The organism is Streptomyces thermocarboxydus (assembly GCF_024760485.1).
Lineage (GTDB): Bacteria > Actinomycetota > Actinomycetes > Streptomycetales > Streptomycetaceae > Streptomyces > Streptomyces cellulosae.
Genome location: NZ_CP058273.1, coordinates 4,960,157 through 4,981,574, shown reverse-complemented (window position 1 = coordinate 4,981,574; position 21,418 = coordinate 4,960,157). Strand labels below are relative to the sequence as shown.

Annotated in this window: 12 protein-coding genes and 1 pseudogene; 8 read left to right on the top strand and 5 right to left on the bottom strand. The window is 71.8% G+C overall.

The genetic code is table 11. The annotated features are described in order from the left end of the window. Positions 1 to 361 precede the first annotated feature (361 nt). The 3 genes from AY578_RS23110 to AY578_RS23100 all read left to right on the top strand — a co-directional run bounded on the left by AY578_RS23110 (position 362) and on the right by AY578_RS23100 (position 4,945). Positions 362 to 2,407 carry a M4 family metallopeptidase gene (locus tag AY578_RS23110; protein WP_136239254.1) on the top strand — a complete coding sequence of 682 codons (2,046 nt, stop codon included), beginning with the start codon at positions 362 to 364 and terminating at the stop codon, positions 2,405 to 2,407. Positions 2,408 to 2,679: 272 nt separating this feature from the next. Then, positions 2,680 to 4,332, top strand: a complete 1,653-nt coding sequence (locus tag AY578_RS23105) for a M4 family metallopeptidase (RefSeq protein ID WP_136239255.1) — start codon at positions 2,680 to 2,682, stop codon at positions 4,330 to 4,332. A 91-nt stretch (positions 4,333 to 4,423) separates the two neighbouring features. Then, complete coding sequence (locus AY578_RS23100) at positions 4,424 to 4,945, top strand: DUF1990 domain-containing protein (protein WP_028961698.1); 522 nt, start codon at positions 4,424 to 4,426, stop codon at positions 4,943 to 4,945. Positions 4,946 to 5,234: 289 nt separating this feature from the next. On the opposite strand, the gene AY578_RS23095 is transcribed toward AY578_RS23100, so the two are convergent. Next, entirely contained in the window at positions 5,235 to 7,853 is a 2,619-nt protein-coding gene (locus AY578_RS23095) for a glycosyltransferase family 1 protein (RefSeq protein ID WP_028961697.1), read from the bottom strand. Between the two features lie 1,006 nt (positions 7,854 to 8,859). Between AY578_RS23095 and AY578_RS34135 the strand changes: the two genes are divergently transcribed. The 5 genes and pseudogenes from AY578_RS34135 to glgB all read left to right on the top strand — a co-directional run bounded on the left by AY578_RS34135 (position 8,860) and on the right by glgB (position 16,620). Further along, positions 8,860 to 9,219, top strand: a complete 360-nt coding sequence (locus AY578_RS34135) for a hypothetical protein (RefSeq protein WP_420341319.1) — start codon at positions 8,860 to 8,862, stop codon at positions 9,217 to 9,219. Positions 9,220 to 10,194: 975 nt separating this feature from the next. Further along, positions 10,195 to 10,710: an alpha-glucosidase C-terminal domain-containing protein gene (locus tag AY578_RS34130; RefSeq protein WP_420341318.1), complete on the top strand. Its 516-nt coding sequence runs from the start codon at positions 10,195 to 10,197 to the stop codon at positions 10,708 to 10,710. Further along, a pseudogene (locus AY578_RS34125) lies at positions 10,707 to 12,529 on the top strand (maltose alpha-D-glucosyltransferase). The gene AY578_RS34130 and the pseudogene AY578_RS34125 overlap by 4 nt, the downstream one beginning before the upstream one ends. Positions 12,530 to 12,638: 109 nt before the next feature. Next, positions 12,639 to 14,057, top strand: coding sequence for a maltokinase N-terminal cap-like domain-containing protein (locus AY578_RS23075; RefSeq protein ID WP_215189440.1), 1,419 nt, complete (start codon positions 12,639 to 12,641; stop codon positions 14,055 to 14,057). Between the two features lie 328 nt (positions 14,058 to 14,385). Beyond that, positions 14,386 to 16,620, top strand: a complete 2,235-nt coding sequence (glgB, locus tag AY578_RS23070) for a 1,4-alpha-glucan branching enzyme (protein WP_258905088.1) — start codon at positions 14,386 to 14,388, stop codon at positions 16,618 to 16,620. Positions 16,621 to 16,638: 18 nt separating this feature from the next. Here glgB and AY578_RS23065 read toward each other — a convergent pair whose 3' ends face one another. The 4 genes from AY578_RS23065 to AY578_RS23050 form a co-directional block, all read right to left on the bottom strand. Then, positions 16,639 to 18,870 carry a HelD family protein gene (locus AY578_RS23065; protein ID WP_215188853.1) on the bottom strand — a complete coding sequence of 744 codons (2,232 nt, stop codon included), beginning with the start codon at positions 18,868 to 18,870 and terminating at the stop codon, positions 16,639 to 16,641. Positions 18,871 to 19,040: 170 nt separating this feature from the next. After that, positions 19,041 to 19,364 (bottom strand): thioredoxin domain-containing protein, encoded by a 324-nt coding sequence (locus AY578_RS23060; protein WP_019524021.1) that lies wholly within the window; start codon positions 19,362 to 19,364, stop codon positions 19,041 to 19,043. Beyond that, complete coding sequence (locus AY578_RS23055; RefSeq protein WP_019524022.1) at positions 19,361 to 19,789, bottom strand: MerR family transcriptional regulator; 429 nt, start codon at positions 19,787 to 19,789, stop codon at positions 19,361 to 19,363. Before AY578_RS23055 ends, AY578_RS23060 begins: the two co-directional genes overlap by 4 nt. A 199-nt stretch (positions 19,790 to 19,988) precedes the next feature. Next, entirely contained in the window at positions 19,989 to 21,377 is a 1,389-nt protein-coding gene (locus AY578_RS23050; protein ID WP_215188851.1) for a cation:dicarboxylate symporter family transporter, read from the bottom strand. Positions 21,378 to 21,418: the final 41 nt, after the last annotated feature.

Below are 21,418 nucleotides of genomic sequence, written 5' to 3'. Positions count from 1 at the left end.
CGCTTGCACGCAACAGGAGCCCCGCGCGCCGGCCGCGACGGCGGCAGGCCCGGGTCACCCGGCCCACCAGGGCGACGCACCCGCGTCGCCTCACCGCCGCCAGGCCACCGCTGTCCGCATAACGGGCGCCCCCTCCCGCACACCGAACGGAATCCGGCCAACTTCCTGACGCGCTCCTGACAGAAACCGCGATCCCCTGCCACTCTTCCCACGGCCGCTTCACAGCAACCCCACAGCCTCGGCTGCCCGTTGTGCGGCGGTCACTGCTCGGAACACAGCACTTCCGTTCTGCCCGGCCGGCTGACCCGTCGGCCGGTCTCCCCAGGCCGCGCACCCCGCGGCCCCGCAGAAGGAGTCAGCGTTGAGAAGCAGGACGTCCCACAGACGCACCCCCCGCACCGCGCAGCGCCGCGTCGCCGCCGTCGCCCTGGCCGGCGTGGCCGCGCTGATCGCCACGGCCGTGCAGTCCGGCGCCGCCGTCGCCGCCCCCGGCACGCAGGCCCGGACCGCGAGCGCCGCCGCGCCTGGCTCGGAGTCGGTCAACCTCACGCCGGCCCAGCGTGCCGCGCTGATGCGCCAGGCGGACTCCGTCAAGGCCGAGACCGCCAAGGACATCGGCCTGGGCGCCAAGGAGAAGCTCGTCGTCCGCGACGTCCTCAAGGACCGCGACGGCACCGTGCACGTGCGCTACGAGCGCACCTACGACGGCCTGCCCGTCCTCGGCGGCGACCTGATCGTGCAGGGTGACTCGGCCGGCGACGCGGACAAGGTCGTGAAGGCGACGCGGAAGCCGGTGAAGCCCGCGACCACCGCCGCGAAGGTGCCGGCCGCGAAGGCCGAGGCGCAGGCCCTGTCCGCCGCGAAGGCCGAGAAGGCCGAGGGCGCGGACGTCGACCGGGCGCCGCGCAAGGTGATCTGGGCGGCGAGCGGCACCCCGGTCGTCGCGTACGAGACGGTCGTGGGCGGCCTCCAGCACGACGGCACCCCGCAGGAACTGCACGTCGTCACCGACGCCACCACCGGCGAGAGGCTGTACGAGTGGCAGGCCGTGCAGACCGGCACCGGCCACACCGTCTACAGCGGCACGGTCAACCTGACGACCACCCAGTCGGGTTCGACGTACAACCTCACCGACGGGGCGCGCGGCGGACACAAGACGTACAACCTGAACCGCGGCACCTCCGGCACCGGGACCCTGTTCTCCGGCTCCGACGACGTGTGGGGCGACGGCACCCCCTCCAACGCGGAGTCGGCCGGCGCGGACGCCCACTACGGGGCGGCGCTGACCTGGGACTACTACAAGAACGTGCACGGCCGCAGCGGCATCCGCGGAGACGGCGTCGGCGCGTACTCCCGGGTCCACTACGGCAACAACTACGTCAACGCCTTCTGGTCGGACAGCTGCTTCTGCATGACCTACGGCGACGGCTCCGGCAACGTCAACCCGCTCACCGCGATCGACGTGGCCGCGCACGAGATGTCGCACGGCCTCACCTCGGCCACCGCGGGGCTGATCTACAGCGGCGAGTCCGGCGGCCTCAACGAGGCGACGAGCGACATCTTCGGCTCGACCGTCGAGTTCTACGCCAACAACTCCTCCGACGTCGGTGACTACCTCATCGGCGAGGAGATCGACATCAACGGCGACGGCACGCCGCTGCGGTACATGGACAAGCCGAGCAAGGACGGCGCGTCCAAGGACTCCTGGTACTCGGGCATCGGCTCGGTCGACGTGCACTACTCCTCGGGCCCGGCGAACCACTTCTTCTACCTGCTGAGCGAGGGCAGCGGCACGAAGACCATCAACGGGGTCACCTACAACTCCCCCACCTCCGACGGCCTGCCGGTCACCGGCATCGGCCGGGCCAAGGCGGAGAAGATCTGGTTCCGCGCGCTCACCACGAAGTTCACCTCGACCACGAACTACGCGGGGGCCCGCACCGGCACCCTGGCGGCGACCGGTGAGCTGTACGGCACGGACAGCGCCGAGTACAAGGCGGTGCAGGACGCCTGGGCGGGCGTCAACGTCGGCACCCGCTCCGGCGGTCCCGGGGGCGGCGGCACCACCTTCGAATCGACCACCGACGTGGCGATCCCGGACGCCGGCGCCGCGGTGACCTCGTCGATCACCGTCACCGGCCGCACCGGAAACGCGCCGAGCAACCTTCAGGTCTCGGTGGACATCGTGCACACCTGGAGCGGTGACCTGGTCGTCGACCTGATCGCCCCGGACGGCACCGCGTACCGCCTGCGCAACCGCACCGGCGGTTCGGCGGACAACATCAACGAGACGTACACGGTCAACGCGTCGTCGGAGACGGCCAACGGCACCTGGAAGCTGCGGGTCCAGGACCTGGCGCGCTACGACACCGGCTACATCAACGGCTGGAGCCTGACCTTCCCGTAAACAGGCCCCTGCGCGGCGCCGTTCCGGGTGGTTCCCACCGCCCGGGACGGCGCCGCTTTTTGCCTGTCCCATACGCACGGCGGGTTGCGTCTTTGCCGAGGTCACGCGGGTTCACACGCACGCAACACACGGCCGGACATCGATTTTCGGCCAACATCATCAGACCCTCATGACATGTACGCGACGCGGATGTCACTCTTCCCTCGCTCGGTGCACCACCCGGACGGCCCCCAACCGTCCGGCACCCCCACTCACCCCCCAAGGAGCTTCGAGTGACTCCCCTCTACGCGCGTCGCCGCCGTACCGCCCTGGCCGCCGCCACCGCCGTCGTGGCCGGTGCCCTGCTCACCACCGGCCTGGCCACCGGTACCGCGACCGCCGACTCCGCCCCCGCCGGCAAGCCGGTTCTGGGCGGCGCCCCCGTGCTGCTGTCCGCCTCCGCGCGCACCTCCCTCATCCGGGAGCAGCAGGCCACGGCCTCCGAGACCGCCGACGCGATAGGCCTCGGCGCCAAGGAGAAGCTGATCGTCAAGGACGTCGTCAAGGACGTCGACGGCACCGTCCACACCCGCTACGAGCGCACCTACGACGGGCTGCCCGTGCTCGGCGGCGACCTCGTCGTGCACGAGCCGGCGGGCGGTGCCAGAACCGTCACCAAGGCCGTGAAGACCTCCGTCGCGGTCGCCACCGTGACGCCGAAGGTCGCCGCGGGCAAGGCCGAGGCGCAGGCGCTCGCCGCCGCCGCGAAGGCCGGCTCGGAGCGCACCGACGCCGACTCCGCGCCCCGCAAGGTGATCTGGGCCGCCGAGGGCACGCCGGTCCTCGCCTACGAGACCGTCGTCGGCGGCCTCCAGGAGGACGGCACCCCGAACGAGCTGCACGTGATCACCGACGCCACCACCGGCGAGAAGCTGCACGAGTGGCAGGCCGTGCACACCGGCACCGGCAAGAGCCTGTACTCCGGCACCGTCACCCTGGGCACCTACAAGTCCGGCTCGACGTACCAGCTGTACGACACCTCGCGCGGCGGTCACAAGACCTACAACCTGGCGCGCGGCACCTCCGGCACCGGCACCCTGTTCACCGACGCGGACGACACCTGGGGCACCGGCACCGCCTCCAGCTCCTCCAGCGACCAGACCGCGGCCGTGGACGCGGCCTACGGCGCCCAGATCACCTGGGACTTCTACAAGAACACCTTCGGGCGCAACGGCATCAGGAACGACGGCAAGGCCGCCTACTCCCGCGTCCACTACGGCAGCAGCTACGTCAACGCCTTCTGGCAGGACAGCTGCTTCTGCATGACCTACGGCGACGGCTCGGGCAACACCCACCCGCTGACCTCGCTGGACGTCGCCGGCCACGAGATGAGCCACGGCGTCACCTCCGTCACCGCCGGCCTCAACTACAGCGGCGAGTCCGGCGGCCTCAACGAGGCGACCAGCGACATCTTCGGCACCGGTGCGGAGTTCTACGCGGCGAACTCCACCGACAAGGGTGACTACCTCATCGGCGAGAAGATCAACATCAACGGCGACGGCACGCCGCTGCGGTACATGGACAAGCCGAGCAAGGACGGCGCGTCCAAGGACTACTGGTCCTCCAGCCTCGGCTCGGTCGACGTGCACTACTCCTCGGGTCCGGCGAACCACTTCTTCTTCCTGCTCGCCGAGGGCAGCGGCGCGAAGACCATCAACGGCGTGAGCTACAACTCGCCGACGTACGACGGCTCCACCGTCACCGGCATCGGCCGCGCCAAGGCGCTGCAGATCTGGTACAAGGCGCTGACCACGTACTTCACCTCGACGACCAACTACAAGGCGGCCCGTACGGGCACCCTGAACGCGGCGTCCGCGCTGTACGGCTCGAGCAGCACGGAGTACAAGGCGGTCGACGCCGCCTGGAAGGCGATCAACGTCAGCTGAGCCTGACTCTTCTTGGTGCCGTGCGGCACCCGGAGCGCTTCGCTCCGGGTGCCGCCGGTGCGTTCGGGGGCACCGCCTAGGCTTGGGTCCCATGTCTTCGGCGGACTTCACCTACGACCACGTCGGCGCGAGCCGGGATCCCGACTACTGCCCTCCGGGGTACCACCACCTGAGGGAGCGCACCCGGCTCGGCGAGGGGGAGCAGGTGTTCCGCCAGGCCGCGGACGCGCTGTTCGGTTTTGAGATGCACCGGGAGATGGGGGTCGGCATCGACGCCTCGGCGGAGCGGGCGGCGGTGGACGTCGACGTCACGGTCACCCTGGCGGGGCTGGTGAAGGCGCCGTGCCGGGTGGTGTGGGCGGCGGAGGAGTACCGCGAGGCGGGGTGGGCGTACGGGACGCTGTCCGGGCATCCGGAGAGCGGCGAGGAGGCGTTCGTGGTGCACCGGACCGGGGACGGGACGGTGTGGCTGACGGTCTCGGCGTTCAGCCGCCCGGCGAGCTGGTACGCGCGGGCTGGTGGCCCGGCCACCCGATCCCTCCAGCACGCGTACGCCCGCCGGGCCGGCAAGACGCTTCGGCGTCTGGCGACGCGGGGAGTGGAGGAGGCCTGACGGCCACCGGAGTGCCGGGCACTGTCCATCGCCGGGTGCGGGCCCGTGGGGGCTGGTCGCGCAGTTCCCCGCGCCTCTGAGGGGGCCTAGCCTGCGGGCAGTTGTGCCTTCCCCAGTGCCTTAAGGGCCTGGGAGGTACCCCCAGGGCGGCACGGGTGGGCGCAGGCGGCACCTCGTCAGCGCCGAGCCGCGCAACGCCCCCCACGGCCACCGAGGTGCCGGGCACTGTCCATCGCCGGGTGCGGCCCGGCGGGGGCCGTTCGCGCAGTTCCCCGCGCCCCTACGGGCGCTACCGCATCAGTAAGCCCGCCGCCTCCGCGACGTCCTCCGGTGGCACCGCCACCAACCCCAGCTCCGCCCCGGATGCCAACAGCCGGTGACTCGGCAGCACCCGCACCGTGTAGCCGAACGGCCCCGTGCGGTCGAGGGACAGCGGGCCCTCGTAGACCCACTCACCCCCCGCCCCGGGCGAACCCACCGGCTTGAGCGGCACGGCAGCCGCATCCGTGATGCGATCCTCCTCGTCCACCCGCCCCGCGACGGCCTGCACCTCCACGTCCTCCGGCCGCAGGCTGCCCAGACCCACCCGCACCCGGAGGGCCAGCGTGCTGCCCAGTTCCGCGGTGGCGGAGGCCACGGAGGTCTCGACGTGGTCGACGGTCACCCCGTGCCACGCCCCCCGCACCACCGCCTTCCACTCCGCCAGCTCCCGCGCGGCGTCCGCGTTCATCGCCCGGTGCGCGTGCGCGGCCGGCGTGTACAGCCGCTCCACGTACTCCCGCACCATGCGCCCGGCCAGCACCTTCGGCCCGAGCAGGCTCAGCGTCCGGCGGACCATCTCGATCCACCGGTCCGGCAGCCCGCTGCGCCCGCGCTCGTAGAAGGTGCGGGTGACACGCTGCTCCAGCAGGTCGTACAGCGCCGCGGCCTCTATGTCGTCGCGCCGGTCCGGGTCGGTCCCCGCGCCGTCCGCCGTAGGGATGGCCCAGCCGAAGTCGGGCTGGAACCACTCGTCCCACCAGCCGTCCAGCACCGACAGGTTGAGCCCGCCGTTGAGCGCGGCCTTCATGCCGCTGGTGCCGCACGCCTCCAGCGGCCGCAGCGGGTTGTTCAGCCAGATGTCGCAGCCGGGGTACAGCTTCTGCGCCATCGCCATGCCGTAGTCGGGCAGGAACACGATCCGGTGCCGCACCCGCGGGTCGTCGGTGAAGCGGACCAGCTCCTGGATGAGCCGCTTGCCGCCGTCGTCCGCCGGGTGCGCCTTGCCCGCGACCACGATCTGCACCGGCCGCTCGGGGTGCAGCAGCAGATCCATCAGCCGGTCCCGGTCGCGCAGCATCAGCGTCAGCCGCTTGTACGACGGGACGCGCCGGGCGAAGCCGATGGTGAGCACGTCCGGGTCGAGGACGCCGTCGATCCAGCCCAGTTCGGCGGTCCCGGCGCCGCGCTGCCGCCAGGAGGCCCGCAGCCGTTCCCGTACCTCCAGCACCAGCAGCTCGCGCAGCGACCGGCGCAGCTCCCAGATGTCCTGGTCGGGGATGTCGGCGACGGAGTCCCAGCGGTCGGAGTCGCCGATGCTGAGCGCCTCCTCCGCGCGCCGGCTGCCGATCTGCCGGGCGCCGAGCCGGTACACCTCGGGGGCGACCCAGGTGGGCGCGTGCACCCCGTTGGTGACGGAGGTGATGGGCACCTCCTCGGGGTCGAACCCGGGCCACAGTCCGGCGAACATCTCCCGGCTGACCTGCCCGTGGAGGAGGGAGACGCCGTTGGCGCGCTGGGCGAGGCGCAGGCCCATCACGGCCATGTTGAACAGGTTGGGCTCGCCGCCCGGGTAGGTCTCCATGCCGAGCCGCAGGATGCGGTCGACCTCCAGGTTCGGCAGCTCGGCGTGCGGGCCGAAGTGCCGGGCCACCAGCTCGCGGTCGAAGCGGTCGATGCCGGCCGGCACAGGCGTGTGCGTGGTGAACACGGTCCCGGCGCGGACCGCCTCCAGGGCCGCGTCGAAGTCGAGCCCCTCGGCGCGCAGTTCCGCCATCCGCTCCAGGCCGAGGAACCCGGCGTGCCCCTCGTTGGTGTGGAACACCTCGGGCGCCGCGTGCCCGGTGAGCCTGCAGTACGTGCGGACGGCGCGGACACCTCCTATGCCGAGGAGCATCTCCTGGAGCAGCCGGTGCTCGCTGCCGCCGCCGTAGAGCCGGTCGGTCACCCCGCGCTCGATGAGGTCGTTCTCCTCGATGTCGGAGTCGAGCAGAAGCAGCGGGATCCTGCCCACCTGGGCGACCCAGACGCGGGCGCGCAGGGAGCGGTCGCCGGGCAGGGCGAGGGTGATCTGGGCGGGGGTGCCGTCGGCCTCCTTGAGCTGGTCCAGGGGCAGCTCGTGCGGGTCGAGGACCGGGTAGTGCTCCTGCTGCCAGCCGTCCCGGGACAGGGACTGGCGGAAGTAGCCGTGCCGGTAGAGCAGGCCGACGCCGATCAGCGGGGCGCCGAGGTCGCTGGCGGCCTTGAGGTGGTCGCCGGCGAGGATGCCGAGTCCGCCGGAGTACTGCGGCAGGGCGGCGGTGATGCCGAACTCGGGGGAGAAGTAGGCGACGGCGGCGGGCAGCCGGCCGCTCTGCCGCTGGTACCAGCGGTCGCCGGTCATGTAGGTGTCCAGGTCGTCCGCGGCCGCGGCGAGGCGGTCGAGGAAGTCGCGGTCGCCGGCCAGCTCGGAGAGCCGCTCGGTCGGCACGCTGCCCAGCAGACGCATGGGGTCGCCGCCGGCCGCGGCCCAGCGTTCGGGGTCGACGGAGCGGAACAGGTCACGGGTCCCGGCGTGCCAGGACCAGCGCAGATTGCGGGCCAGATCGCTCAGCGGCCGGAGGGGTTCGGGGAGCACGGGTCGGACGGTGAATCGACGGATAGCCTTCACAAGCCACCTCGGCGCGTTCGTGAGAGACGCGGTGTGCGTCCGGGTATCGCAGCCGACAGTACCGGCGCGGACACCGTCAGCGGGGGAAGCCGGGAGACACGGGTACCTCGCCTGCCCTGTCCAAACGATTCACCGCACAGTGGACATGGCCGATTCCGGCCCCATGTGCGGTCTTGTCGTACTTCACCCCGCGCGTCGCGCCCCCGCCCCGCCACCCCGTCCGCACCGCGCGCCCCCGCCCCGGGACCCCGTCCGTACCGCGCGCCCCGGGCCCGCCGGCGGGCAGGACAAGAAACCGGCCGTTTCCGCCGACCGCCGGGCCCGCACCCGCGTCACCTCCGGTGTTCGGGCCCCGCGCGCCTCTTCCGTCCCGCCTTTCCCACCGGTCACAGGCCGTCGTCCCCGCGTGTCGCGGGGAGGCCGCCGCACCCCCGGCGGGCGTCGGCGTGGGCGGGCGGGGAAGCCGCTGGTCACCGGGCGGTGCCGGCGCCGCGCGCGCCCCGGTCGCCCCGGCGCCCGCGTGCGCCGGCGCCGTACACGCTTCGACGCGCCCGCGCGGTGAACGCACCAGCACGGGTGTGCTCCGGACCCGGAGGGCGTCCAGGGGCCGCCGTCTTGTGTGTCGACATACGCGTGAGTAGTTAACAAAGGCCGGATTGCCCACCCGAACGGTGTGGGAAGCCTGCGGGTACACCCCACTGAGACCCGCAGGACCCTCCCCACAGTCATCCGCACCCTCGTTGACGCGGACAGGAGCGGTCATGCCGCCAAGCGCCACTCGTCCTCCCCTCGCCGCCGGCGCCAAGTCGTCGCCCGCGCCGACAGCGCCGGCGCGCGGCCGGCCCGCCCCGCACGAAACCGCCCCCGCCGCCAACGCGCCCCGCGTCCTCCGCGCCTCCCGAGACTTCCGTGGGCGCATCCCGTGCTGGACGTCCGGCCGCTGGTGCGGCAGGGGCGCCGGCCCGCGAGGCGGTGGTGGGCGAGTCGTTCGAGGTGACGGGCGACCGTGTTCCGCGAGGGCACGACGCGGTCGGCCACGTGGTGCTGCGGGATCCGCAGGGAAACCGGCCGTTCACGCCGATGCGGAGCTGGCGCCGGCACGACCGGTGGCGCGACCGTCACGCCGACGGCTACGGGCGTATGGACGTACACCGTGGAGGCGTGGGCGACCGGTCACCACCTGGCGGCACCACGCGCAGATCAAGATCCGGCGGGCATCGACACCGAGGTGGTGCTGGAGGAGGGCGCCGCTGCACGAGCGGGCGGCGGAGCAGGTGCCCGTCCGGACCGGAAGGTGCTGCGCGCGGCGTGGAGGCTCTGCGTGACACGGAGCGCCCGGCGGGCGGCCGGCTGGCGGCGGCGCTGACGCCGGAGGGGACGCGGGTGCTGGCCCGCATCCGCTGCGCGAGCTGTCACCAGCAGCGAGCCGCTCCCCCTGCTCGTCGAGCGCGAACGCGCCCTGTACGGCTCCTGGTACGAGTTCTTCCCCCTCGGAGGGCACACCCGAGCAGCCGCACGGCACCTTCGACACCGCCGCGCGCCGGCTCCCCGCGATCGCGGCGATGGCTTCGACGTGTGCTACCTGCCGCCATCCACCCGATCGGCACGACCTTCCGCAAGGCCCGAACAACAGCCTCGACGCCGGCCCGGACGACGTGGGTTGCCGTGGGCGATCGGCTCCCCGAGGCGCCACGACGCCGTCCACCGCAGCTGGCACGCTGGAAGACTTACCCGCTTCGTCGCCCGCGCCGGGACCTGGGCATGGAGGTCGCCCTCGACTCGCCCTCAGTGCCCCCCGACCACCCCTGGGTGCACAAGCACCCGAGTGGTCCACCACCGCCCGACGGCCCATCGCCTACGCGGAGAACCCGCGAAGAAGTACCAGGACATCTACCCGATCGCCTTCGACGCCGACATGGACGGCCTGTCGCCGAGACCTGCCGGATCTGCGGCACTGGGATGGACACCGGGGTGCGGATCTTCGCGTCGACAACCGCACACCAAGCCCGTCGTCTTCTGGGAACGCGTCATCGCCGACCATCAACGGCACCGACCCGACGTCATCTCCTGGCGGAGGCCTACCCGCCCGGCGATGATGCACACCCTCGCCCAGATCGGTTCCAGCAGTCTACACGTACTTCACCTGCGCAACACCAAGCAGGAGCTGGACGGAGTACTCACCGAACTGACGGGGGAGCGCCTCCTACATGCGGCCAACTTCTTCACCAACACCCCGACATCCTGCACGCCTACCTCCAGCACGCGGCCGCCCGCCTCGAGGTCCGCGCCGTCCTCGCCGCCACCCTCTCCCCACGTGGGGCATCTACAGCGGCTACGAACTGTGCGAGAACACCCGCTGCGCGAAGCAGCGAGGAATACCTCGACAGCGAGAAGTACCAGCTCAAACCCCGCGACTGGGAAGCCGCCGAACGCGAGGCCGCACCATCGCACCCTCATCACCCGCCTCAACACCATCCGGCGGGAGAACCCTGCCCTGCGGCAGCTGCGCGACCTCCACTTCCACCAGGCGGACAAGGAGGAGGTCATCGCCTACTCGAAGCGGCAGGACGGCAACACGGTGCTCGTGGTCGCCAATCTCGACCCCCGGCACACCCAGGAGGCGACGGTCTCGTTGGACATGCCGCAACTCGGCCTGGACTGGCACGAGTCGGTGCCGGTGCGCGACGAGCTCACCGGCGAGACCTATCAATGGGGCAGCGCCAACTATGTGCGTCTCGGTCCGGGCGGGGCACATGTACTCGTCGTCGGCGGGCGGTCCGGTGACGGGCCTCCCGGGACGCACAGCACGGTTCTGCGACCGTCCACCCCGCAGATCGGAGGGTCATCCGCCACATGAGCGTCAACGAACCCGTCCCGGACACCTTCGAAGACACCCCCGCCAAGGACCGGGACCCCGACTGGTTCAAACGCGCCGTCTTCTACGAGGTCCTCGTCCGCTCCTTCCAGGACAGCAACGGGGACGGCATCGGTGACCTGAAAGGTCTGACCGCCAAGCTGGACTATCTGCAATGGCTGGGCGTCGACTGCCTGTGGCTGCCGCCGTTCTTCAAGTCGCCCCTCAGGGACGGCGGTTACGACGTCGCCGACTACACCTCGGTGCTGCCGGAGTTCGGCGACCTGGCGGACTTCGTGGAGTTCGTCGACTCCGCCCATCAGCGCGGCATGCGCGTGATCATCGACTTCGTCATGAACCACACCAGCGACCAGCACCCGTGGTTCCAGGAGTCCAGGCGCGACCCCGACGGTCCGTACGGCGACTACTACGTGTGGGCCGACGACGACAAGCAGTTCCAGGACGCCCGGATCATCTTCGTCGACACCGAGGCCTCCAACTGGACGTACGACCCGGTACGCAAGCAGTACTACTGGCACCGCTTCTTCTCGCACCAGCCGGATCTGAACTACGAGAACCCGGCCGTGCAGGAGGAGATGATCTCCGCGCTGAAGTTCTGGCTGGACCTCGGGATCGACGGGTTCCGGCTGGACGCGGTGCCGTACCTGTACCAGCGGGAGGGCACCAACTGCGAGAACCTGCCGGAGACGCACGCGTTCCTCAAGCGGGTCCGCAAGGAGATCGACACCCAGTACCCGGACACCGTCCTCCTCGCCGAGGCCAACCAGTGGCCCGAGGACGTCGTCGACTACTTCGGCGACTACGCCGCCGGCGGCGACGAGTGCCACATGGCCTTCCACTTCCCGGTCATGCCCCGCATCTTCATGGCCGTCCGCCGCGAGTCCCGCTACCCGGTCTCCGAGATCCTCGCCAAGACGCCCGCCATCCCCTCCGGCTGCCAGTGGGGCATCTTCCTGCGCAACCACGACGAAGCCGTCCGCCGCGAAGTCCGCTACCCGGTCTCCGAGAATCCTCGCCAAGACGCCCGGCCATCCCCTCCGGCTGCCAGTGGGCATCTTCCTGCGCAACCACGACGAACTGACCCGGAGATGGTCACCGACGAGGAACGCGACTACATGTGGCCGAGTACGCCAAGGACCCCCGCATGCGCGCCAACATTCGGCATCCGCCGCGCCTCGGCCCGCTGCTGGACAACGACCGCAACCAGATCGAACTCTTCACCGCCCTGCTGCTCTCGCTCCCCGGGTCGCCGATCATCTACTACGGCGACGAGATCGGCATGGGCGACAACATCTGGCTCGGCGACCGCGACGCCGTCCGCACCCCCATGCAGTGGACCCCGGACCGCAACGCCGGCTTCTCCTCCGCCGACCCCGGCCGCCTCTACCTGCCCACGATCATGGACCCGGTCTACGGCTACCAGGTCACCAACGTCGAGGCGTCCATGGCCTCGCCCTCGTCGCTGCTGCACTGGACCCGGCGCATGATCGAGATCCGCAAGCAGAACCCGGCGTTCGGCCTCGGCTCCTACACCGAGCTTCCCTCCTCCAACCCCGCCGTCCTCGCCTTCCTCCGCGAGGCCCCCCCGAACGGGGAAGACGGGGACGACCTGGTTCTCTGCGTCAACAACTTCTCCCGTTTCGCGCAGCCCACGGAGCTGGATCTCAGCGCCTTCGAGGGGCGGCATCCGGTGGAGCTGTTCGGCGGGGTGCGCTTCCCGGCCGTCGGCGCGCTGCCGTACCTGCTGACGCTCGGAGGGCACGGCTTCTACTGGTTCCGGCTCCGGAAGGACGGCGCGTAGAACCGGGGCGGGGCGGTTTCTCCCGCTCCGCCCGGGGCACGCATGAGTAACACCCCGCCCACCGGCGGCGCCCCGTGGCGCGCCGACAGAGGGGAAAGGACGCGACGCCATGTCGGAAGCCGTCACACGCACCGTCACGACCCCGCCCGGCCTCCTTGCGTCACTCGATCCACTGTTGCGGGAGTGGCTGCCGAGGCAGCGCTGGTTCGCCGGGAAGGGCCGCCCGGTCACCGGATTCGACCTGGTCGCGGCCACCGAGCTGCTGCCCGCCACGGCCAAGCTCGGCCTCTACCACCTGCTGGTGCGCGCCCACCAGGCGCTCCAGCCCGGCCACGGCGGGCCCGAGCAGCCGGGCGACTGCTACCAGCTGTTCATAGGCGTGCGCGAGGCGCTGCCGCCCAGGCTGGCGCCCGCGCTGATCGGTCATGTGTCGCAGGGTCCGCTGGCCGGACGGACGGTCTACGAGGCCCTGCACGACACCCGGCCCGCCGACCTGCTCCTGGAAGCCCTGCGCACCCAGGCCCGGATCGGCGGGCTTCGCTTCGAGCGCGACCCGCGCCAGGAGATACGGCCCGGGCTCGTGCCGCGCCTGATGACGGCCGAGCAGTCGAACTCGTCGGTCGTCTACGGCGACACTTACATCCTGAAACTGATGCGCCGCGTGGTGCCCGGCATCAACCCCGACCTGGAGCTGCCGCTGGCGCTGGCCCGCGAGGGCTGCCCCCGGGTGCCCCCGCCGACGGCATGGCTGGTCGCCGACGCCGAGGACACGGCCGGGCCCTCGCGTCCGGCCGAGCCGTACGTCCTGGGGGTGCTCCAGCCGTTCGTGCAGGGCGCCACCGACGGCTGGGAGCTGGCGCTGCGGGAGCTGGCCAAGGGGGAGGACTTCGTCGCCGAGGCGCGGGCCCTCGGGCGGGCCACCGCCGAGGTGCACACCGCGCTGGCACACGCCCTGCCCACGGTCACCCTGGGCCATGTGCAGATGCGCGCCCTGGTCGACGGCATGACCGAGCGGCTCGAGGCGGCCGTGCAGGCGGTGCCCGCACTGCGGCCGTACGCGGACGATCTGCGCTCGGCGTACACCGCGCTGGACGACCTCGCGTCCGAGGGCCGCACCTGGACCGCCCAGCGGATCCACGGCGACCTGCACCTCGGGCAGTGCCTGCGCTCCCCGGCCGGCACCTGGTCGCTGATCGACTTCGAGGGCGAGCCGGCCCGGCCGCTGGCCGAGCGGCGTATGCCGCAGCCGGCCGTGCGGGACGTGGCGGGCATGCTGCGCTCCTTCGACTACGCGGCGCGCACCACGGACCCGCCCCAGCCCGAGTGGGCCACCCACTGCCGGGCGGCCTACTGCTCCGGGTACGCGGAGGCCGCCGGCCGTGACCCGCGCACCGAGCCGGTGCTGCTGCGCGCGTACGAGACCGACAAGGCGGTCTACGAGGCGGTGTACGAGGCACGGCACCGCCCCGACTGGCTGCCCGTGCCGATGGCGGCCCTGCACCGGCTCGCCTCGGCCGACCCGACCTGACCCACCCGCCCCGCGCCCAGGAGGCTTCCCCGTGACCCCCCGCCCCGAGCCCAGCGGTCCCTCCCGTGAGCAGCCGGCCGACGCACGCCGCACCGAGCCACAGACGCCGGCACGGAAGAAGAAGACCCCGCCGCCTGCGGGCAATCGCAGCGCAGGGGCGACCCCGCCGCCTGCGGACAACGGTGCCCCTGGGGCGACCGGCCGGCCTGCGGGCAGTCGTGCCGCTGGGGCGACGGGGGTCCCCCCGCTCGAGCGAAGCCGAGAGCGGGGGAGGGTGGGCGCAGGCGGCACCGCTCAGGGCGCCTCGGGGACAGCACCGGCGGCACCGGTGCCAGAGAACACCCCCCAGTCCGCCCCTCCGGAAGCGGAGATCCCCGTCTCCCCCGCCGTGGACGCCGGCGACCGCGACCGCCTCCTCCACGGCACCCACCACGCCCCGCACTCCGTCCTCGGCGCCCACCCCGTCCCCGGCGGCATCGCCTTCCGCGCCTTCCGCCCGTACGCACAAGCCGTGAGCGTGGTCTCCGGCGGCATGACCGTCACCCTGCACGACGACGGCGACGGCTTCTTCTCCGGCCTGCTCCCCCTCCGGGACGTCCCCGCGTACCGCCTGCGCGTCGCGTACGAGGGCACCGAGGTCGAGACGGAGGACGCCTACCGCTTCCTGCCCACGCTCGGCGAGCTGGACCTGCACCTGATCGGCGAGGGCCGCCACGAGCAGCTGTGGACCGTGCTCGGCGCACACCCCATGACCCACCAGGGCGTGGACGGCACCCGCTTCTCGGTGTGGGCGCCGAACGCGCAAGGCGTACGCGTCGCCGGCACGTTCAACTTCTGGGACGCCACCGGCCACCCCATGCGCTCGCTCGGCTCGTCCGGCGTGTGGGAGCTGTTCGTGCCGGGCATCGGCGAGGGCGAACTGTACAAGTTCGAGATCACCCGCCCCGACGGCACGAAGACCCTGCGCGCCGACCCGATGGCCCGCCGCACGGAGGTGCCCCCGGCCACCTCCTCGATCGTCACGGCGTCGCACCACGAGTGGAACGACGCGGAGTGGCTGGAGCAGCGGGCGGAGGTGCCGGCACACCGCGCGCCGCTCTCCCTTTACGAGGTGCACCTGCCGTCGTGGCGGCCGGGCCTCACCTACCGGCAGCTCGCCGACCAACTCCCCGCGTACGTCAAGGACCTGGGCTTCACGCACGTCGAGCTGATGCCGGTCGCCGAGCACCCCTTCGGCGGCTCCTGGGGCTACCAGGTCACCGGCTTCTACGCGCCGACCGCCCGTATGGGCAGCCCGGACGACTTCAAGTACCTGGTGGACGCCCTCCACCAGGCCGGCATCGGCGTGATCATGGACTGGGTGCCCGCGCACTTCCCGCGCGACGAGTGGGCGCTGGCCGAGTTCGACGGCCGCCCCCTGTACGAGCACTCCGACCCGCTGCGCGCCGCCCACCCCGACTGGGGCACCCTGGAGTTCGACTTCGGGCGCCGCGAGGTGCGCAACTTCCTGGTGGCCAACGCCCTGTACTGGTGCGAGGAGTTCCACATCGACGGCCTGCGGGTCGACGCCGTCGCCTCCATGCTCTACCTGGACTACTCGCGCGAGCCGGGCCAGTGGACGCCGAACGAGCACGGCGGCCGGGAGAACCTGGACGCGGTGGCGTTCCTGCAGGAGATGAACGCGACCGTCTACCGCAGGGTGCCGGGGGTGGTGACGATCGCCGAGGAGTCGACCGCCTGGGACGGCGTCACCCGCGCCACCCACCACCGCGGCCCGAGCGGCTTCGGCGGCCTCGGCTTCGGGCTGAAGTGGAACATGGGCTGGATGCACGACTCGCTGGAGTACATGAGCCACGAGCCGGTGCACCGCAAGTACCACCACGGCGAGATGACCTTCTCCATGGTGTACGCGTACAGCGAGAACTACGTGCTGCCGATCTCCCACGACGAGGTGGTGCACGGCAAGCGGTCGCTGGTGTCGAAGATGCCCGGCGACTGGTGGCGGCAGCGCGCCGACCTGCGCGCCTACCTGGGCTTCATGTGGGCCCATCCGGGCAAGCAGCTGCTGTTCATGGGGCAGGAGTTCGCGCAGGGCGCGGAGTGGTCGGAGGCGCACGGCCCGGACTGGTGGCTGCTGGACCCGCACTACGGCGCGGAGGCCGACCACCGGGGTGTGCGGGACCTGGTGCGCGACCTGAACACCGTCTACCGCGCCACCCCGGCGCTGTGGCAGTACGACACCGAGCCGGCCGGTTTCCGCTGGGTGGCCGGGGACGCCGCCGACGACAACGTGCTCGCGTTCCTGCGGTACGACGCCGACGGCTCGCCGCTGCTCGCGGTGTCCCACTTCGCGCCGGTGGTGCGGCACGACTACCGCATCGGCGTCCCGGACGACGTGCCCGCCTGGCACGAAGCCCTGAACACCGACGCGGCCCGCTACGGCGGCTCCGACGTCACCAACCCGGACCCGGTGAAGCCGGAGCCGCAGGGGTGGCACGGTCTGCCGGCGAGCATCCGGCTGACCCTGCCTCCCCTGGCGACGGTGTGGCTGCGCCCGGCCTGACGGCGGGCGCGCCCGGGCTTACGCGAGAGCCTTGGCCACCGGCTCCGGCAGCGGCTCGGTGTGCAGCACGCCGAGCCGCTGGGTGGCGCGGGTGAGGGCCACGTACAGGTCGCTGGTGCCGTAGCGGCCCGGTTCGACCACGAGGACCGAGTCGAACTCGAGCCCCTTGGCCTGGCGTGGGTCGAGCAGCACCACCTGGTGGGTGAGGTCCGGTTCGGCGCCGGCCGTCACCCCGTCCAGGCGGGCGGCCAGGGCGCGGTGCAGCTCACGCGGGGCGATGACCGCGAGGCGGCCCTCCTGCGGGGTGAGCTCCTTGACCGCGTCGGCGGTGGCGGCGGGCAGGTCGGCGGCGGCGCGGGCCCACGGCCTCACCCCGGTGGCGCGCACCGAGCTGGGCGGCTCGAAGCCGGGGTGCGCGTCCCTCACCACGGCGGCGGCGACCTCCATGATCTCCGCGGGGGTGCGGTAGTTGACGCCGAGGCGGTGGTGCTCCCAGCGGTCCTCGACGTAGGGGCTGAGGATGCCCTCCCAGGAGCCGACGCCGCCCGCCTCCGAGGTCTGCGCCGGGTCGCCGACCAGGGTCATCGACCGGGTGGGGCTGCGCCGCATCAGCAGCCGCCACGCCATCGGGGACAGCTCCTGCGCCTCGTCCACGATGATGTGGCCGAACGCCCAGGTGCGGTCGGCGGCGGCGCGCTCGGCGGCGCTGCGGTGGTCGTCCTCCTCGTGCCGTTCGGCGAACCGCTCCGCGTCGATGATGTCGTGCGCGGACAGCACCTCGGAGGACTCGGGGTCGTCCTCCTCCTTGTCCTCGAACTCGAAGGTGCGGGAGGCGTACGAGACGTCCAGCACGCCCTGGGCGTAGGCGATCTGCCGCTGCCGCTCGCGTTCGGCGCGCTCGCGGGCGAGCCGGTCGTCCTCGCCGAGGAGTTCGGCGGCCTCGTCGAGCAGCGGCACGTCGGAGACGGTCCAGTGGCGGGTGACCGGGCGGCGGACCGCGGCGGCGTCCTCGTCGGAGAGGTAGTCCTCCGGGGCGGCGAGGAAGTCCGCGACCAGCCGCTGCGGGGTGATCCGCGGCCAGAGCTGGTCGATCGCGGACCACACCTCGGGGTTCTCCGCCAGCTCGTCGCGGATCTGGGTGATGTCGCTCGGGTCGAGCAGGTTGGACCCGTCGTACGGGTCGGTGCCGATGCGCTCGGCGAGCATGTCGGTGAGCGTGTTGAGGATGTGCCCCTCGAAGTGCTCGCGGGCCACGTTGTGCGGCAGCTTCGTGGCGCGGGTGCGCTCCCGGGCGACGTTCACCAGGCCGTCGTCGAGCATGAGGATCTCGCGGTCGTGCTCGATCGCGATGACCGGGTCGGGCAGCGCCTGCCGGTCGCGAACGTACTCCGCGAGCACGCCGGCCATCTCCGCCCGCCCCTTGACCTCGGCGGCCTCCGGGGTGTCCGTGCGGGTCGTCCGCACGCCCGGGAACAGCTCGCCGACGGTCGCGAGGAGCACGCCGGTCTCGCCGAGGCTGGGCAGCACCTCGCCGATGTAGCCGAGGAACGCCGGGTTGGGCCCGACGATGAGGACGGCGCGGCGGGCCAGCAGCTCGCGGTGCTCGTAGAGCAGGTACGCGGCCCGGTGCAGGGCGACGGCGGTCTTGCCGGTGCCGGGTCCGCCCTCGACCACCATGACGCCCCGGTGCGGGGCGCGGATGATGCGGTCCTGGTCGGCCTGGATGGTGCGCACGATGTCACCCATGCGGCCGGTGCGGGCGGAGTTGAGGGCGGCGAGCAGCACGGCGTCGCCGGTGGGGTCCTCGTGGCCGGTGCGGGTGTCGTCGCCCAGGTCGAGGATCTCGTCGTGCAGGTGGGTGACGCGGCGGCCCTCGGTGGCGATGTGCCGGCGGCGGCGCAGTCCCATCGGGGTGTGGCCGGTGGCCAGGTAGAACGGGCGGGCGACGTCGGCCCGCCAGTCGATGAGGACCGGGCTGCGCTCGTCGTCGTCGGCGCGCAGGCCGATGCGCCCGATGTGATGGGTCTGCCCGGAGGCCAGGTCGATACGGCCGAAGCAGAGGGAGCCGTCCACCGCGTTCAGCGCGGCGAGCAGCCCGGAGCGCTCGGCGACCAAGATGTCCCGTTCCAGCCGGGCCTGCCGGGGGGTGTGGCCCTGGGCGAGGGCGTCCGCCACACCGGCCTCGGCGTCGCCCCGCAGGACGTCCACCCGTGCGTACAGTCCGTCGATGAATTCCTGTTCGTGCCGCAATTCATCGTCCGGAAATTCGGTGTTTGACAATTCCACTCCCGCCCGGATATACTGTGCTCACTGAACTTCTTCGCGACTTCTCATAACGAAGGCGTGAATGGACGAATATACGCAAGGAAAACCCCCGGGCGCAATTGCCCGGGGGTTTTCTTCGTACAGAGGGCGGCCGGTCAGAGCACGCCGTCCAGCTCCTCCCGCAGCCGCCGACCCGGCCGCGCGCCGACCATGGAGCGCAGCGGCTCCCCGTCACGGAACACCATGAACGTCGGCATCGACAGCACCTTGTACGCGTTCGTCGTGACCGGATTGCGGTCCACGTTCAGCTGGACGACCTTCAGCCGGCCTTCCTCCTCCGCCGCAAGCTCACGCAGCACCGGCGCCATCTGCCGGCACGGCGGGCACCAGTCCGCGGTGAACTCCACCAGCACCGGAAGTCCGGCGCCCAGCACCTCCTCCGCGAAATCCGCGTCGGTCACCTCGGGCACGCCGCTCATCGCGGTCCCCCTCCCAGTTCGCACTCCGGTTCCGGACCTCCCGGGACCGCCGCGTCGGCCGCGAGCGCCGCACGGGCCGCCTCCGCCCGCGCCAGCTGCCGCCCGACCTGCTCCCGCACCGCGCCCAGCTCGGCGATGAGCGCGTCCAGCTCGTCGAGCTTGCGCCGGTAGACCTGGAGCGAGGCCGGGCACGAGTCGCCCTCGGGATGCCCGGCGCGCAGGCACTCCACGAACGGCCGGGTCTCCTCCAGACCGAACCCGAAGTCCTGCAGCGTGCGGATCTGCCGCAGCAGCCTCAGGTCGGACTCGTCGTAGGTCCGATGGCCGTTCACGTCCCTGCGCGCGGGCAGCAGCCCGCGGGACTCGTAGTACCGCAGCGTCCGCGTCGTGGTCCCGGCGCGTGCGGCCAGCTCGCCGATTCGCATGCCGCCGAACGTACGGCTTGACGTCGGCGTCAGGGCAAGCGCGGAAGGCCTGGGCAAGGAAGAGCCGGGCGGCCGGACTCACGGGGGAGGAGTCCGGCCGCCCGGCGGGAGGCCCGGTCAGGGAAGTCGGGCCTCCGGGACCGGCCGGCCGGTCCGACGGGGGTGCGGACCGGCCGGCCGGGGTGCGGAGGGCCTGGGGTCAGGCCTTGGCGAGTTCCTTCTCGTCGCCCGGCTCGGACGCCTCGGCGTCGTCGTTCCGGCCGGCGCCGTGGTCGTCCAGCAGCGTGCGCTCGTCGAACGGGGCGCGTCCGGCCAGCACCTCGGCGACCCGCTCCTTGTCGATCTCCTTCGTCCAGGTGCCGATCAGCACCGTGGCGATCGCGTTGCCGGCGAAGTTGGTCAGCGCGCGGGCCTCGCTCATGAAGCGGTCGATGCCGACGATCAGGCCGATGCCGTCCACCAGGGCGGGCTTGTGCGACTGGAGGCCGCCGGCCAGGGTCGCGAGGCCGGCGCCGGTGACACCGGCGGCGCCCTTCGAGGCGACCAGCAGGAACAGCAGCAGCGGGATCTGCTCGCCGACCGACATCGGCGTGCCCATGGCGTCGGCGATGAACAGCGAGGCCATGGTCATGTAGATCATGGTGCCGTCGAGGTTGAAGGAGTAGCCGGTCGGGACGGTGATGCCGACCACCGGCTTGCTGACGCCCAGGTGCTCCATCTTCGCGATGAGCCGCGGCAGCGCGGACTCGGAGGAGGACGTGGACAGGATCAGCAGGAACTCACGGCCCAGGTACTTGAACAAGGTCCACACGTTCAGCCCCGCGACGATCTTCAGCATCGCGCCGAGCACCACGAAGATGAACAGCACACAGGTGAGGTAGAAGCCGAGCATCAGCACCGCGAGGCTCTTCAGCGCGTCGACGCCGGCCGAGCCGGTGACCGCGGCCATCGCGCCGAACGCGCCGACCGGGGCCGCCCACATGATCATGGCGAGGACGCGGAAGACCAGCCGCTGGATGTGCTCGATGCCGCGCAGGACCGGCTGCCCCGCCTTGCCCATGGCCTGCAGGGCGAAGCCGCACAGCAGGGCGATCAGCAGGGTCTGGAGCACCTCGCCCTGCGTGAAGGCGGACACGATCGTGGTCGGGATGATGCCGAGCAGGAACTCGGTGGTGTCCTTGGCCTCCGCGTCGATCTGCGCGTGGCCGGTCTCCTTCACCGCGTCGGTGATCGCGAGGCCGCTGCCCGGCTCCAGGATGTTGCCGACGACCAGACCGATGGCGAGCGCCACCACGGACATGACCATGAAGTAGCCGAGGGCGATGCCGCCCACGGCGCCGACCTTGGCGGCCTTCCGCACGGACCCGATGCCCAGCACGATGGTGCAGAAGATGATCGGCGAGATCATCATCTTGATCAAATTCACGAAGCCGGTGCCGATCGGCTTCAGCTCGACCGCGAAGTCCGGCGCGATCAGGCCGACGGCGATGCCGAGGGCGACCGCGACGATCACCGCGATGTAGAGATAGTGCGTGCGGTCCCGCTTGGCCTCGGGTGCGGCAGGTGCCGTATCGGCGGTGCTGGTCACGGCGGCCCTCCTTGACGTCGTCGTCGGCATCACCGGCGTGC